The sequence below is a fragment of the Kitasatospora sp. NPDC089797 genome, assembly GCF_040684795.1.
Classification (GTDB): Bacteria; Actinomycetota; Actinomycetes; order Streptomycetales; family Streptomycetaceae; genus Kitasatospora.
In genome coordinates, this window is sequence record NZ_JBFBGS010000060.1 from 48,275 (window position 1) to 62,526 (window position 14,252).

Here is a 14,252-nt window from a genome sequence, read left to right on the forward strand (position 1 = left end):
GAAGGGCGGCGGTGCTGCGACAGGCGGTGCTCATACCGACACCGCCGCCTCGTCCCGGGTGACCACGGCCCGGTAGGCCGGTTCGGTGCGCATCAGGTCGCGGTGCCGTCCGGTCGCGACCGCCCGGCCCTCGCGCAGCAGCACCACCCGGTCCGCCTGGTCCAGCAGCAGCGGGCTGGTCGCGAAGACCACCGTGGTGCGCCCGGCCCGGGTGTCCCGCAGTCCGGCGGCGATCCGGGACTCCGTGTGGGCGTCCACCGCGCTGGTGGGCTCGTCCAGCACCAGGACCGGCGGGTCGGCCAGCAGGGCGCGGGCCAGGGCGAGCCGCTGGCGCTGTCCTCCGGAGAGCGAACGGCCGCGCTCGGTGAGCCGGGCGCGCATCGGGTCGCCCGCGCAGTCCGGCGAGCCGTCCACCAGGGCCGCCAGGACGTCCTCCGAGCGGGCCGCGGCGAGCGCCTCGGCCACCGGGACCCGGCCGGAGGAGGGGATGTCCAGCAGTTCGGCCAGCGTGCCGGAGAGCAGCACCGGCCCCTTGTCGTGGACCAGCACCGCCGCCCTGGCCTCGGCCAGCGGCACCGAGTCCAGCTCGGTGCCGCCGAGCCGGACGGAGGGCAGCGGCTGCTCGTCCTCGGCCAGCGGGACGTGCCCGCCGAGCCGGTCGGCGAGCGCCCCGGCGAAGTCCGGGTCCCCGCAGACCACCGCGGTCAGTTCGCCGGCCCGGGCGGTCAGCCCGGTGGTCGGGTCGTGCAGGTCGGAGCGGTCCGGCCGGGTCAGCCCGCCCTCCGCCGCGCCGCTGGTGCGGCGGAGCGAGAGCACCCGCACGGCCCGCCCGGCGGAGACCCGGGCGACGCTCCAGGCGTGCGCCGCCTCGCCCAGGATCCGCAGCGGCGCGGCCAGGAAGGCGGTGGCGCCGTAGACCGCGATCAGGGTGCCCACGCCGAGTTCGCCGGAGGCCGCCAGCCGGGCGCCGTACCACGTCACCCCGACCACGAACAGGCCCGGCAGCAGCACCTGTTGGGCCTGCATGAGCGACCACAGCCGGGCCGAGCGGACCGCCGCCGAGCGGACCTTCTGGGAGGCCGCCCGGTACCGCTCCAGGAACAGTTCCTCGCCGCCGATGCCGCGCAGCACCCGCAACCCGGCGACCGTGTCGGCGGCCAGCTCGGTGGCCTTCCCGCCGAGCTCGCGCTGCTTCGCGTAGCGCCGCTCGAACGGCCCGATCAGCGGCCAGACCGAGGCGGCCAGCACCGGGACGCCGAGCAGCACCCCGATCCCGAGCACCGGCTCGACCGTCAGCACCACCGCGCTGACCGCCAGCCAGACGATCACCGCGGCCCGGACCCGGGCGACGAGTTCGACGTACCAGCCGATCCGCTCGACGTCGCCGCTGCCGACCGCGACCACCTCGCCGGTGGCGATCCGCCGGGACAGCCCGGCCCCCAGGTGCGAGGCCTGCCGGGCCACCAACTGCCGTACGTGACAGGCACCGTGGATCCAGTTCCAGACCGCCTGCCGGTGCAGCAGCACGGTGCCGAGCGAGGCGGTGGCGGCCAGCAGCAGAGCGAGCGCTCCGGCCCGCCAGATCCCGCCGGCATCGCCGTCGACGGCGGCCTGCACACCGCGCCCGAGCGGTATCGGCAGCGCGGCCTGGGCGCCCATTTCGAGCAGCGCCCAACAGGTAGCCCGGATCTGCCCGGGCCGTTGGGCGCGTTGCAGCCAGCGCAGGAAGGCCGGCGCCGAGGAGAGGTCGGGGCTGCCGGGATCGGCCAGCGGCAGGGGGGTGAGCGGCATGACACTCCGATGCAGGGGAGGTGCGGGAACCACGGGAGGTGCTGGAGGTGCGTGGCAGGGCTGGAGGTACGAACAGGAGCAGGCGGTGCTGGGAGCTGCTGGAGGTACGGGAGCTGAGGACGCGGGAGCGCCGGCGCGGACCCTACGGCGAGGACCTCCCGCTCACGCGAAGGCATGGGCGGGGAACACGCGGCGCGGCGGCGCGGCGGCGTCGCGACGCCCGCTGGGGGCGCCGGACGCGTGGGGTCGGGTGCGAAGGACCCGGATGTCAGGAGGCCATGCTCGCGAGCCTGCCAAGCCCGCTGTGATCCGCGCAACAGGTTTTCCACGACCCCGCGCAGGCTCCCCCGCCCGCCCGGCCCGGGCCGCACGCCACGCCGCCGTAAAGCTTCGCCAAAGATTAGCCCGAACGGCGGGAACAATCGTGCCGGGGCACCAGTTGCCCCCTCTGGAACCAACGGACGACCAGGAAGGCACCCCTTCCCGTGAGCAACATCCCCAGCGTCACCCTGAACGACGGCGCTCAGATCCCGCAGCTCGGCTTCGGCGTGTGGCAGGTGCCCGACGCCGAGGCGACGCCCGCCGTGCGCGTCGCGCTCGAGGCGGGCTACCGCTCGATCGACACGGCGGCGATCTACGAGAACGAGACCGGCACCGGCGCGGCCATCAACGAGGCACTGGCGGGCGGCCTCGCCCGCGAGGACCTCTACGTCACCACCAAGCTGTGGAACTCGGGCACCCGCGACTGGTCCGGCGAGCAGGGCCGCGACGCGGTGCTGCGCGAGTTCGACGCCTCCCTGGAGAAGCTCGGACTCGACTACATCGACCTGTACCTGATCCACTGGCCGCGCCCGATGCACGGCACCTTCCTGAACGTCTGGAAGGCCCTGGAGCAGCTGAAGGAGGGCGGCCGGGTCAAGTCGGTCGGCGTCTCCAACTTCGGCCAGGAGCAGCTGACCCGACTGCTGGACGAGGCCTCGGTCGTCCCGGCACTGAACCAGGTCGAGCTGCACCCGTACTTCCCGCAGGAGGAGCTGCGCGCCTTCCACGCCGAGCACGGCATCGCCACCGAGGCGTGGAGCCCGCTGGGCCAGGGCGGGGAGCTGCTGGCCGAGCCGGCGCTGGCGAAGGTCGCCGAGAAGCACGGCCGCACGGTCGCCCAGGTGGTGCTCCGCTGGCACCTGCAGAGCGGCGTGATCGCGATCCCGAAGTCGGTCACCCCGTCCCGCATCCGGCAGAACCTGGACGTCGCCGGCTTCGAGCTGGACGCCGAGGACCTCGCGGCGGTCGCCGGGGTCGCGACCGGCAAGCGGATCGGCCCGGACCCGCAGGGGTTCGACTGGAACTGATGACCGCAGTGGGGGCGTCGGCCGATCAGGCCCGGCGCCCCCGACAACGACATTTCTGAGTGTCGGTCATATCGAAGTACCGCCCGTTCCGGTCAGGGACGAGCGGCACTTCGGTGTGCCCGGATTCACCGCCGCCCAGGGGCGGCCGATGCCAACGGCCGTGGGCCTCAGGCGCCTTGGTGAATCGTTTTGGCTGTTGTTACCAAAGCTTGGACTAGAGTCTGCCCGCCTTGGCGATCAACGTGAGCGCGGCCTCGTGCTCCTCCTCCGCCAGCGGCGCGAGCAGCAGGCGCTGGACTTCGGCCACTCCGGCGGCCGAGCGGTGCAGCAGGTCCTGACCCGCCGGCGAGAGCGACAGCAGGTTGCGCCGCCCGTCCGAGGGATCGCGCCGGCGCTGCACCAGACCGCGGCGCACCAGTCGGCTGACCATCTCGGCCATCGTGGCCTTGTCCAGCGAGGCCAGCTCGCCGACCGTGCGCTGGTCGGCGCCCGGTTCCAGCTCCAGCGCGTCCAGCACGGCGTACTGCGGGGCCGTGAGGTCCGCGCCGACGTGCTCCGACCAGAGCTTGGTGTGCACCTGCTGGCCGACCCTGATCAGGTAGCCGATCGCCCGCTGGGCGTCCAGTATCGGCCGCGTGTCGGTGACGACGGCGACCGCCGCGGGTTCCAGCCTGGCTATCTTGGCCATCACCCGGACGATCTCCACCTGCTCCTCCGCCGTGAGCGGCTCGAACAGCACCCGCTGGACGCGGACCACACCACCGGTGGCCTCGCGCACCGCCTGGGCGCCGCTCTGGGAGAGGGCGAGCAGCTTGCGCCGGCCGTCGGCCGGGTCGCGCCTTCGCAGCACCAGGCCGCGGCGGACCAGCCGCGCGACCATCTCCGCCATCGTGGCCTTGTCCAGCGAGGCACGCTCGCCGACCGTGCGCTGGTCCGCGCCCGGTTCGAGGGCGAGCACCAGCAGGACCGCGAACTGCGGAGCCGTGAGATCGGCTCCGACGTGCTCGGACCACAGCCGGGTGTGGACCTGCTGTGCAACGCGAATGAGGTGTCCGGGCGACTGCTGCAGTCGCGCGGACACGCGGGTTGTCGGGATCTCCCCCAGCACCATGTATCCGTCCCGATGTCACACCCGGTGTGTGTGGGACACCCGGGTGGGGCAGTAACGGCGAGTGGGCGTCCAGCTATGAGGGAGGGCGCTCCAGCCGTGCAGCCGGTGGCTGCTGGCGGACACTATACAAACGGCTGGCCCTTGCTGGCAGGCGGGGGCGGATAGTAGACGCAGGTTCGGCAACATTGGCATATTTACGCGCTTCCACAGCCTTGTAGTAACTCGTTCTCAGCAGAAAGCCGACCGGTCGGTCCTTACCGACCGTCACCTGCGTCTCTCCACCCTGGCCGCCTCCCCTACCCGCCGGTAGGGTATGGGCACCCTCCTCCGGGGGCGCTCCCCCGGAGGCACCCCGAGAGAGACGAGAGCGAGCATGACCGAGCAGAGCAGCGCCCCCCGGGTCGCCGTCGTCACCGGCGCCGCCCGCGGCCTGGGCGCCGCCACCGCCGTGCGGCTGGCCGCCGACGGCTACGCGGTGGCCGTCCTGGACCTGGACGAGGCCGCCGGCCGGGACACCGTCGACCGGATCACCGCCGCCGGCGGCCGGGCGCTCGCCGTCGGCGCGGACGTCTCGGACGCCGAGCAGGTCCAGGCCGCCGTCGACCGCGTGGCCGCCGAGCTCGGTGCCCCGGTCGTCCTGGTCAACAACGCGGGCGTGCTCCGCGACAACCTGCTCTTCAAGATGTCCGAGTCCGACTGGGACACGGTCATGAACGTGCACCTGCGCGGCGCCTTCCTGATGACCCGCGCGGTGCAGAAGCACATGGTGGACGCCGGTTTCGGCCGCATCGTCAACCTGTCCTCCTCGTCCGCCCAGGGCAACCGCGGCCAGGCCAACTACTCCGCCGCCAAGGCCGGCCTGCAGGGCTTCACCAAGACTTTGGCCATCGAGCTGGGCAAGTTCGGCATCACCGCCAACGCCGTGGCCCCCGGCTTCATCGCCACGGACATGACAGCCGCCACCGCCGCCCGGGTCGGCATGGACTTCGAGGACTTCAAGCGCGCTGCGGCCTCCCAGATCCCGGTCCAGCGGGTCGGCGAGCCCGAGGACGTCGCGAACACCATCGCGTTCCTCGCCGGCGAGGGCGCCGGCTTCGTCTCCGGACAGGTGATCTACGTCGCAGGCGGCCCCCTCGACTGAGCACTGAACCTACACAGGGTTACCACGGAGTGGGAAGCCGGGCGAACCGGCCTCCCGCTCCGTTTTCTTTACCGGGGCTTTTGCAGAATCATTCGAAGACCACACTGGCATTCGATCCTGGAATACTGGAAATCACTCCCCGGGTCACCCCGGAAGCACCCAATTGTCGATTTCCCGGGAAAATGACAATTCCCCCGGGAATACCCCCGGTCGGCTGGGTATGGTCGCCCCGTGCAATCCAGGAGTACCGCCGCCCGCATTCCGCGACAGCAGCCGGAACGCCGCGCCGGCGCCCCTCGGGAACATCCGGGCCCCGACCGAGTCCACGGCGCCTGCGCCCCCGCCCTCGGCCCCGGCCCCGGCGCCCCCGGTCGCGGCGAGCCCGGCTGGCCCCCGATGAGCCGCCGTCGGGCCGCGCTGTTCGCCGCCACCTTCGCCGTCTACCTGCTGGTGCTGGCCGGCGTGCTGCTCAACACCGACCTGGTCGACCTCGACTGGTCGGTCCGGCTGCTCCGCCCCTACGATCGGTGGCCCAGCCTGGAGCCGCTGCTGAACACCTGGGTGGTCGCCGGCCAGCGCGGGCCCAGCGCCATCGCCGCCTTCGCCTGGCTGCTCTGGCGCGCCCACCGGCTCGGCCGGCTGCGCCCGCTGCTGGTGATGGGCGTCGCCCTGCTGCTGCTCAACGTCACGGTCGGCGCCGTCAAGATCGTCACCGGCCGGCTCGGCCCGCACTACGCCCAGTACGTCGGCTCGCCCGAGCTGTTCTCCGGCGGCACCATCTTCCCCTCCGGCCACACCGCCAACGCCGTGGTCACCTGGGGCGTGCTCGCCTACCTCGCCGTCCGCTGGCGGCGCACCGGCGCGGTGATCGCCGCCGGCACCGCGTGCTCGATCGGCCTCACCACCGTCTACCTCGGCACCCACTGGGTCTCCGACGTGCTGGCCGGCTGGGCCGCCGGGCTGCTGGTCCTGCTCTCGCTGCCGCTGCTGGAACCCCTGGTCGCCGTCGCCGAGCAGCGGCTCCACCGCCGGTTCGCGCGCTGAACCCCGCGGCCCCCGGATCAGCGCACCGACCCCCGCGGCACCGCCGGGGATCAGCCCTCCCAGCTGCGTTCGACCACACCGTCGCGCACCGTGAGGTTCAGCCGCCCCCCGCGGTACTCCATGGTGATCAGCTGCCCGGGCTCCAGCACCCGGACCGAGGCCCAGCCGTGCCGCCGGGCCAGCTCCCGGGCGCGCTCGATCCGCAGCCCCGCGTACCCCTCGGCGTCCTCGCCCGTCGTGCCCGCGCCCACGGCGTCCGCCCCCGTCATCGTGCCTCCCCGGCTCTCCCCCTCGGACGTACGCTGGAATCGTAGCCGCCGCCCGCGCAGCCCGGAGGTGAACGGCGATGCGCACCACGACCCCGCGGCGGCGGTGGCGCAGCGGCACCGAGCCGGCCACCGCCCGCAGCGACCTCAAGCTCCGCTACCTGCTCTCGCTGACCTTCACCCCGCTGTTCGCGCTGGGCACCGCGGGCTTCGCCTACTGGGCGGCCACCTCCCCCGTCGACGGCGCGCCCGGCCGGGGCACCCTCACCGGCTTCGCGATCGCCCTCGGGCTGCTCACCCTGTTCGCCGTCGTCGACCTCGTGGTGGTGGTCCGGCGCCGCCGGACCGAGCTCTGACGCGGTGTCTCCCACGGGGTGGGAAGCCGGCCGGGCCGACCTCCCACCCCGCCGCCGTCACCGGTTGCCGACCGCCTGCTTCACCAGGGTCCGGCCGAAGTCCCACATCAGGCCGTTCCCCCGGTGGGCCTCGTCCATGATCTCGGTGAACGCGTCGACGAACCGGTCCACGTCCCGATCGGTGATGATCAGCGGCGGGATCAGCTTGATCACCTCCAGGTGGTCCCCGGACACCTGGGTCAGGATCCGGTGCCGCTGGAGCAGCGGCACGACCACCATCTGCGCGAACAGCCCCTTGCGGGCCGCCTGCAGCGCCGTCCAACCGGTGCGCAGCTTCAGCGACTTGGGCCGGCCGAACTCGATGCCGATCATCAGTCCGCGGCCGCGCACCTCGGCCAGCAGCTCGTAGCGGTCGATCAACCCGGTCAGCCGCGCCCGGAACCGGTCGCCGACCTGCCGGGCGTTCTCCACCACCTTCTCGTCGCGCATCACCTCCAGGGTCGCCAGCCCGGCCGCCATCGCCTGGGCGTTCGAGCCGAAGCTGGCCGAGTGCACCAGCACCCGGTCCATCGAGGAGTACACCTTCTCGAAGATCCAGCTCTTGCCGAGCGTCGCCCCGACCGGCACGTACCCGCCGGAGAGCGCCTTGGCGGCGCACACCAGGTCGGGCAGCACGCCCTCCTCGTGCTGGTAGGCGAAGAACTCGCCGGTGCGGCCGACCCCGGTCTGCACCTCGTCGCAGATCAGCAGCGCCTTGTGCTCGTGCAGCAGCGCCTGGGCGGCCCGCAGCCAGCCGGGCGGCGGCGCCTGGACGCCCTTGCCCTGGATCGGCTCGACGATCAGCGCCGCGACGTCGCCCCGCTTCAACTCCTTGGCCAGCGCCCCGATGTCGCCGAGCGGGATCGCGGTGTCCGGCAGCAGCGGGTCGAAGCCCTTGCGGAAGCCGCTCTCCCCGTTGACCGAGAGCGAGCCGGTGGTCAGCCCGTGGAAGGCGTGGTCGGCGTAGAGGATCCGCCGACGGCCGGTGGCGTAGCGGGCGAACTTCAGCGCGGTCTCCACCGCCTCGGTGCCGCTGTTGCCGAAGAACACCCGATCCAGGCCGGGCGCGTGCGCCAGCAGCCGTTCGGCCAGCAGCCCGGGCAGCGGCGAGCAGTCGAAGCGGACCAGGTCCGGCAGGTCCAGGTCCATCACCTGCTGGATCGACGACCGCACCACCGGGTGGTGCCGGCCGAGCGCGAAGATGCCGAAGCCGGCCAGCATGTCGAGGTACTCGTTGCCCTCGGCGTCGTAGAAGTACTGGCCCCGGGCGCGCTCGTAGTGCTTGTCGAAGCCGATGGTGCGGAGCATCCTCGGCAACTGCGGGTTGAGGTGGCGGCTGTGCAACTCGTAGCGCTCACCGCCCCGTTCGGCGAGCAGGGCGGCGAGGTCGAAGGCGGGGCGGTCAACAGCGGGGTCAGCCGGCATGGCGCGGGTTCGCTCCTCGGGTCGGTAGCAGGTTCTTGGCGAAGACGGCGGTCTGGGCCGCGACCCCGGTGCCGCTCAGGCCGGCCTCCTCCAGGATCTCGCCGCGGGCGGCGTGCCCGAGGAACTCCTGCGGCAGCCCGAGCACCCGCACCGGCACGTCCACGTCGGCGTCGCGCAGCGCCTGGGCGACGGCCGAACCGACGCCCCCGGTACGGCCGTTGTCCTCGACGGTGACCACCAGCCGGTGGGCGGCGGCGAGTTCGACCAGCGCCGGGTCGACCGGCTTGACCCAACGCGGGTCGACCACGGTCGCGGTGAAGCCCTCGGCGAGCAGCAGCCGGGCGGCGTCCAGGCAGGCCGAGGCGGTCGCGCCGACGGCCACCAGCAGGATCTCCGGTGCCCGTCCGCTGCGCAGCAACACGTCCGTCCCGCCGATCCGCTCGACCGCCTCGACGACCGGCCCGACGTTCCCCTTGGGGAAGCGGATCACGGTCGGCGCGTCCCGGACCTCGACGGCCTCGCGCAGTTGGGCCCGCAACTGCTCGGCGTCGCGCGGCGCGGCCAGCCGCAGTCCGGGAACGACCTGGAGGATGGAGAGGTCCCACATCCCGTTGTGGGAGGCCCCGTCCGCGCCGGTCACCCCGGAGCGGTCGAGCACGAAGGTGACGCCCAGCCGGTGCAGGGCGACGTCCATCAGGACCTGGTCGAAGGCCCGGTTCAGGAAGGTCGCGTACACCGCCACCACCGGGTGCAGTCCGCCGGTGGCCAGCCCCGCCGCGCTGGTGACGGCGTGCTGCTCGGCGATCCCGACGTCGAAGATGCGGTCCGGGAACTCCTTGGCGAACGGCGCCAGCCCGACCGGCTGGAGCATCGCGGCGGTGATCGCCACCAGGTCGGGCCGCTCGGCGCCCAGCCCGACCATCTCCTCGCCGAACACCGAGGTCCAGGAGACCCCGGCGCTGGGCGAGATCGGCAGGCAGGTGTACGGGTCGATCGGGTTGACGGCGTGGAAGCGGTCCGCCTCGTCCTGTTCGGCGGGCCGGTAGCCGCGCCCCTTGACGGTGAGGCAGTGCACGATGACCGGGCCGCCGAAGTTCCGCGCCTGGCGCAGCGCCTGCTCGACCGCGCCCAGGTCGTGGCCGTCGATCGGGCCGAGGTACTTGAGCCCGAGGTCCTCGAACATGCCCTGCGGGGCGAAGGCGTCCTTGAAGCCCTTCTTGGCCCCGTGCAGCGCGTCGAAGATCGGCTGCCCGACCAGCGGGGTGCGCTGCAGTGCCTCCTTGCCGATCGCCAGGAAGCGCTCGTAGCCCTGGGTGGTGCGCAGGGTGGCCAGGTGGTTGGCCAGGCCGCCGATGGTCCGGGCGTAGGAGCGCTCGTTGTCGTTGACGACGATGACCAGCGGCCGCTCGCGGGCCTCCGCGATGTTGTTGAGCGCCTCCCAGGCGAGCCCGCCGGTGAGCGCACCGTCGCCGATCACCGCGACGGTGTGCCGGTCGTGCTGGCCGAGCAGCTGGGCGGCCTTGGCGAGGCCGTCGGCGTAGGAGAGCGCGGTGGAGGCGTGCGAGTTCTCGACCAGGTCGTGCTCGGACTCGGCCCGCGAGGGGTAGCCGGACAGCCCGCCCTTCATCCGCAGCCGGGAGAAGTCCTGGCGCCCGGTGAGCAGCTTGTGGACGTAGCTCTGGTGCCCGGTGTCGAAGACGATCCGGTCGTACGGCGAGTCGAAGACCCGGTGCAGCGCGATGGTGAGCTCCACCACGCCGAGGTTGGGCCCGAGGTGGCCGCCGGTGCGGGTGACGGCGTCGATCAGGAAGTCGCGGATCTCGTCGGCGAGCAGCGGCAGTTCGGCGGCGGGGAGCTTGCGCAGCTCGGCCGGGGACGTGACGCGGGAGAGCAGTGACACGGGTACACCTCACGACTCGGAGCGGTGGTGCCTCCGCCCACCGGGGGGCGGGGCCGGCCCGGGCGCGAGGGCCCGGGCCGGACGGGAGCTCAGGACGCGGTCGGCTGCGGGACCGGGCGGCGTCGGCCCGGTCTCAGCGCCCGCGGTTGGAGCTGACGGTCTCGGTGATGGCGCGCAGCGACTGCTGGAGCGAGCCCATGGTCGCGAGGACGGCGGTCGGCTCGTAGCCGCAGTGGGCCATGCAGTTCTCGCAGCGCGGGTCCTTGCCGCGCCCGTACTTGCTCCAGTCGGTCTTCTCGACCAGCTCGCGGTAGGTCGGCACGTAGCCGTCGGCCATCAGGTAGCAGGGCCGCTGCCAGCCGAACAGGGAGTAGTTGGGGATGCCCCAGGGGGTGCACTCGAAGTCGGCCTTGCCCTCCAGGAAGTCCAGGAAGAGCGGGCTGTGGTTGAGGCGCCAGCGCTTGCGGTTGCCGCCGGCGAAGGCCTTGCGGAAGAGCTCCCGGGTCTGCTCGACGCCGAGGAAGTGCTCCTGGTCGGGGGCCTTCTCGTAGGCGTAGGCCGGGGAGATCATCATCTCGTCGACCTTGAGCTCGTCGTTGAGGTAGTCCAGGACGTCGATGACGGTCTGCGCGGTGTCGGTGTTGAAGAAGGTGCTGTTGGTGGTGACCCGGAAGCCCCGCCGCTTGGCCTCCTTGATCGCCGCCACCGCCTCGTCGAAGGTGCCCTCCTTGGCCACCGACTCGTCGTGCCGCTCGCGCAGCCCGTCGATGTGCACGGCGAAGGTGAAGTACGGCGAGGGCTTGAACTTGTCCATCTTCTTGCGCATCAGCAGCGCGTTGGTGCAGAGGAAGACGTACTTGCGGCGCTCCACCAGCTGTCGGACGATCTCGTCGATCTGCGGGTGCATCAGCGGCTCGCCGCCGGCGATCGAGACCATCGGGGCGCCCGACTCCAGGACCGCGCCGACCGCCTGGGCGACCGGCATCCGCTGCTTGAGGACGCCCGCCGGGTGCTGGATCTTGCCGCAGCCCTCGCAGGCGAGGTTGCAGGCGAACAGCGGTTCCAGTTCGACGATCAGCGGGAACTTGTCCCGCCGCTTGAACAGCTTCTGCTGCATCAGGTAGGTGCCGACCCGCACGGTCTGGCGCAACGGCATGGCCATGGCTAGCTCGCCTCCTGGGGGAGCATCGAGGATGTGGGGTGGTTCAGGACTGCGGAGCCGGTGTCGTGCTCCTGCCGGTACCAGTCGACCAGGGCGGGTACCGTCGCCCGGAGGGTCCGCCAGGCGCGCACCCCGGCCGGCAGCGTGCCCGGCCGCAGCAGTTCGTGCTCGGGGGTGTCGACCACCACCCGCAGCACCGCGACCGGCAGTGCCGGACGCACCTCCCGCAGCGCGGCCAGCACCGCGGCGGCCTCCATGTCGACGGCGAGCGCGCCCTGGAGGTGGAGGGCGCGCCGCTCGATGCCGCGCACCACGTGGTCGGCGGTGTGGTGCACCCCGGTGTGCGCGGTCAGGCCCTGCTCCTTGAGCGCCCGGGCCAGCTCCGGTCCGGAGCCGACGGAGTAGAGGTGGCCCTCGGCGTCGCGCACGCCGTCCGCGGCCACCACGTCGCCCGGCGCCACCCCCGGCCCGACGGCGGCGCCGAAACCGGCCACCACCACCGCGCCGTAGCCGCCCGGGGCGGAGCCGAGCAGCCGCCGGACGGCCGTCCCGGCCCGCCGCCGGCCGACCCCGGTGCGCACCAGGACCGGCGGGCCGCCGGCCGAGCCGCGCCAGTCACCGCCGCGCAGGGCCCACACCTCGGGGCCCAGGGCGCACAGCACCAGCAGGGGGGCGGTGGTCACCGCGCCGCCCCGATCGTCGGGGTGCCGCCCGGCGGCACCATGCCCGGGGCGCCGTTGAGGTAGCGGCCGAGGGCGGTGACCGGGAAGACCAGCCGGTACAGGTGGTAGTTGATGGAGAAGTCCCAGGGGAAGCCGGTGCCGGTGAACTGCGGTTCGTCCCAGGTGCCCTCGGGCAGTTGGGTGCGCACCAGCCACTCCACCCCGCGCTCCACCGCCGGGTTGGCCCGGTCGTCCGGGCCCTCGCCGGCCGCGAGCAGCGCCATCAGCGCCCAGGCGGTCTGCGAGGCGGTGGAGTCGCCGCGCCCGGCCCAGCGCGCCGGGTCGTCGTAGGAGCGCATGTCCTCGCCCCAGCCGCCATCGGCGTTCTGCCGGTCCTCCAGCCAGCGCACCGCCCGGCGGATCGCCGGGTGCTCGTCCGGGACGCCGGCCGCGACCAGCGCGGGCAGCACCGAACCGGTGCCGTAGATGTAGTTGGTGCCCCAGCGGCCGAACCAGGAGCCGTCCGCCTCCTGGTTGCGCAGCAGCCACTCGATGCCGCGCCGGGTGCGCGGGTCCCGGGCCCGGCCGGTCTCGGCCAGCATCTCCACCACGTGGGCGGTGACGTCGGCGGACGGCGGGTCGACCACCTCGCCGAAGTCGCAGAACGGGAGCTTGTTAGGCAGCAGGCTGGTGTTGTCGACGTCGAAGGCGCCCCAGGCGCCGTTCTTGGACTGCATGCCGAGGTTCCACAGCACGCCCCGGTCCACCGCCGCGTCGACCCTGCCCTGGTCGGGGTGGGCGACCCGGCGCAGCGCGAGCACCACCTCGGCGGTGTCGTCGATGTCGGGGTAGGTGTCGTTCTCGAACTCGAACGCCCAGCCGCCGGCCGGGAGCCCGGGCCGCTGGACGGCCCAGTCGCCGCGCTTGCGGATCTCCTCGCCGAGCATCCAGTCGACGGCGGAGACCAGCGCCGGGTGGTCGGCCGGCACCCCGGCGTCGACCAGCGCGATGGTGGCCAGGCAGGTGTCCCAGACCGGGGACTGGCAGGCCTCCATCCAGCGCATGCCGTCCTCGGTGTGCACGGTGAAGCGGTCGAAGGAGGAGAGCCCGGCCTTCATCACCGGGTGCTCCAGCTCGTAGCCCTCCAGGTGCAGGGCGATCAGCGAGTAGACGGCCGGCGGTTGGATCCCGCCCCAGCAGCCGTCCGCCTCCTGCCGTTCGACGATCCAGCGGCAGGCCTGGGCGACGGCGAGCCGGCGCAGCGGCCGGAAGGCCCGGCGGTGGTAGGCGTGCAGCACCTTGTCCAGGCGCTCGAACAGGCCGTCCCAGCTGGTGGCGGGGGCGAGCGGCCGGTCGGTGAAGGGGTGGTCCGGGTCGGTGTGCAGCTCGGTGAGCGCGAAGGGGGCCGGACGGACCGGGCGGTGGGCCGAGACGATGGTCAGCGGGACGATGGTCTGGCGGGCCCAGCAGCCGAAGGCGTAGATGTTCAGCGGCAGCCACTTGGGCAGGAAGATGATCTCGGGTGGCATCTCGGGCAACCGCTCCCAGGGCCACCAGCCGAAGAGCGCGAGCCAGATCCGGGTGAACACCCGGGCGGCCGCGATGCCCCCGGCCGAACGGACGTAGCGGGCGGCGGCCAGCATGTGCGGGGCGTCCGGGTCGTCGCCGGCCAGTTTGAGGGCGACGTAGGCCTCGACGGTGGTGGACAGCTCGGCCGGCCCGCCGTGGAAGGTGGACCAGGTGCCGTCCTCCCGCTGCTGGGAGCGGATCCACTCGGCGGTGGCCCCGGTCAGCTCCTCCGTCCTGATGCCCAGGAACTGGCGGAGCAGTAAGTCCTCGGCGTCCATGGTGACGTTGGTCTCCAGGTCGCCCTTCCACCAGCCCTCGGAGGACTGCAGCGAGAGCAGGTGGGTGGTGGCGCGCGCGAGGCGGTCGGTGGCCTCCACCAGCACCCAGCGCAGGTCCTCCACCCGGATGTTGTGGTAGCCCCGCACGGCGGTGCGGAC

General features: G+C 72.9%; 12 protein-coding genes. 4 read left to right on the forward strand and 8 right to left on the reverse strand.

What is annotated here, in order from left to right; genetic code table 11:
• Positions 1 to 30: 30 nt before the first annotated feature.
• Positions 31 to 1,791, reverse strand: coding sequence for an ABC transporter ATP-binding protein (locus AB0O91_RS35070; protein ID WP_363441919.1), 1,761 nt, complete (start codon positions 1,789 to 1,791; stop codon positions 31 to 33).
• Between the two features lie 485 nt (positions 1,792 to 2,276).
• On the opposite strand from AB0O91_RS35070, the gene AB0O91_RS35075 reads away from it, so the two are divergent.
• The gene (locus tag AB0O91_RS35075) at positions 2,277 to 3,140 is read left to right on the forward strand and encodes an aldo/keto reductase (RefSeq protein WP_363441921.1); all 864 of its coding nucleotides are present in this window, start codon (positions 2,277 to 2,279) and stop codon (positions 3,138 to 3,140) included.
• 214 nt (positions 3,141 to 3,354) lie between these two features.
• Here the strand turns inward: AB0O91_RS35075 and AB0O91_RS35080 are convergent, their stop codons facing one another.
• Positions 3,355 to 4,221: a MarR family transcriptional regulator gene (locus AB0O91_RS35080; protein WP_363441923.1), complete on the reverse strand. Its 867-nt coding sequence runs from the start codon at positions 4,219 to 4,221 to the stop codon at positions 3,355 to 3,357.
• A 403-nt stretch (positions 4,222 to 4,624) separates the two neighbouring features.
• Here AB0O91_RS35080 and fabG point away from each other — a divergent pair, with 403 nt between their 5' ends.
• On the forward strand, positions 4,625 to 5,392 hold the full coding sequence (gene fabG, locus AB0O91_RS35085; RefSeq protein WP_363441925.1) for a 3-oxoacyl-ACP reductase FabG: 768 nt from the start codon (positions 4,625 to 4,627) through the stop codon (positions 5,390 to 5,392).
• A 396-nt stretch (positions 5,393 to 5,788) separates the two neighbouring features.
• Complete coding sequence (locus AB0O91_RS35090; protein WP_363441927.1) at positions 5,789 to 6,436, forward strand: phosphatase PAP2 family protein; 648 nt, start codon at positions 5,789 to 5,791, stop codon at positions 6,434 to 6,436.
• Between the two features lie 50 nt (positions 6,437 to 6,486).
• Here the strand turns inward: AB0O91_RS35090 and AB0O91_RS35095 are convergent, their stop codons facing one another.
• Entirely contained in the window at positions 6,487 to 6,705 is a 219-nt protein-coding gene (locus tag AB0O91_RS35095) for an I78 family peptidase inhibitor (protein WP_363441930.1), read from the reverse strand.
• 77 nt (positions 6,706 to 6,782) lie between these two features.
• Between AB0O91_RS35095 and AB0O91_RS35100 the strand changes: the two genes are divergently transcribed.
• A complete protein-coding gene (locus tag AB0O91_RS35100; RefSeq protein ID WP_363441932.1) occupies positions 6,783 to 7,058 on the forward strand; it encodes a DUF6343 family protein in 276 nt (91 codons plus the stop codon).
• Between the two features lie 57 nt (positions 7,059 to 7,115).
• On the opposite strand, the gene AB0O91_RS35105 is transcribed toward AB0O91_RS35100, so the two are convergent.
• From AB0O91_RS35105 to shc, 5 genes are all read right to left on the reverse strand, one after another.
• A complete protein-coding gene (locus AB0O91_RS35105) occupies positions 7,116 to 8,522 on the reverse strand; it encodes an aspartate aminotransferase family protein (RefSeq protein WP_363441934.1) in 1,407 nt (468 codons plus the stop codon).
• Positions 8,512 to 10,422, reverse strand: coding sequence for a 1-deoxy-D-xylulose-5-phosphate synthase (gene dxs, locus AB0O91_RS35110; RefSeq protein WP_363441936.1), 1,911 nt, complete (start codon positions 10,420 to 10,422; stop codon positions 8,512 to 8,514). The genes AB0O91_RS35105 and dxs overlap by 11 nt, the downstream gene beginning before the upstream one ends.
• A gap of 133 nt (positions 10,423 to 10,555) precedes the next feature.
• On the reverse strand, positions 10,556 to 11,584 hold the full coding sequence (gene hpnH / locus AB0O91_RS35115; RefSeq protein WP_363441938.1) for an adenosyl-hopene transferase HpnH: 1,029 nt from the start codon (positions 11,582 to 11,584) through the stop codon (positions 10,556 to 10,558).
• 2 nt (positions 11,585 to 11,586) lie between these two features.
• Complete coding sequence (locus tag AB0O91_RS35120) at positions 11,587 to 12,267, reverse strand: 1-hydroxy-2-methyl-2-butenyl 4-diphosphate reductase (RefSeq protein WP_363441940.1); 681 nt, start codon at positions 12,265 to 12,267, stop codon at positions 11,587 to 11,589.
• On the reverse strand, positions 12,264 to 14,216 hold the full coding sequence (gene shc / locus AB0O91_RS35125; RefSeq protein ID WP_363441952.1) for a squalene--hopene cyclase: 1,953 nt from the start codon (positions 14,214 to 14,216) through the stop codon (positions 12,264 to 12,266). Before shc ends, AB0O91_RS35120 begins: the two co-directional genes overlap by 4 nt.
• Positions 14,217 to 14,252 lie beyond the last annotated feature (36 nt).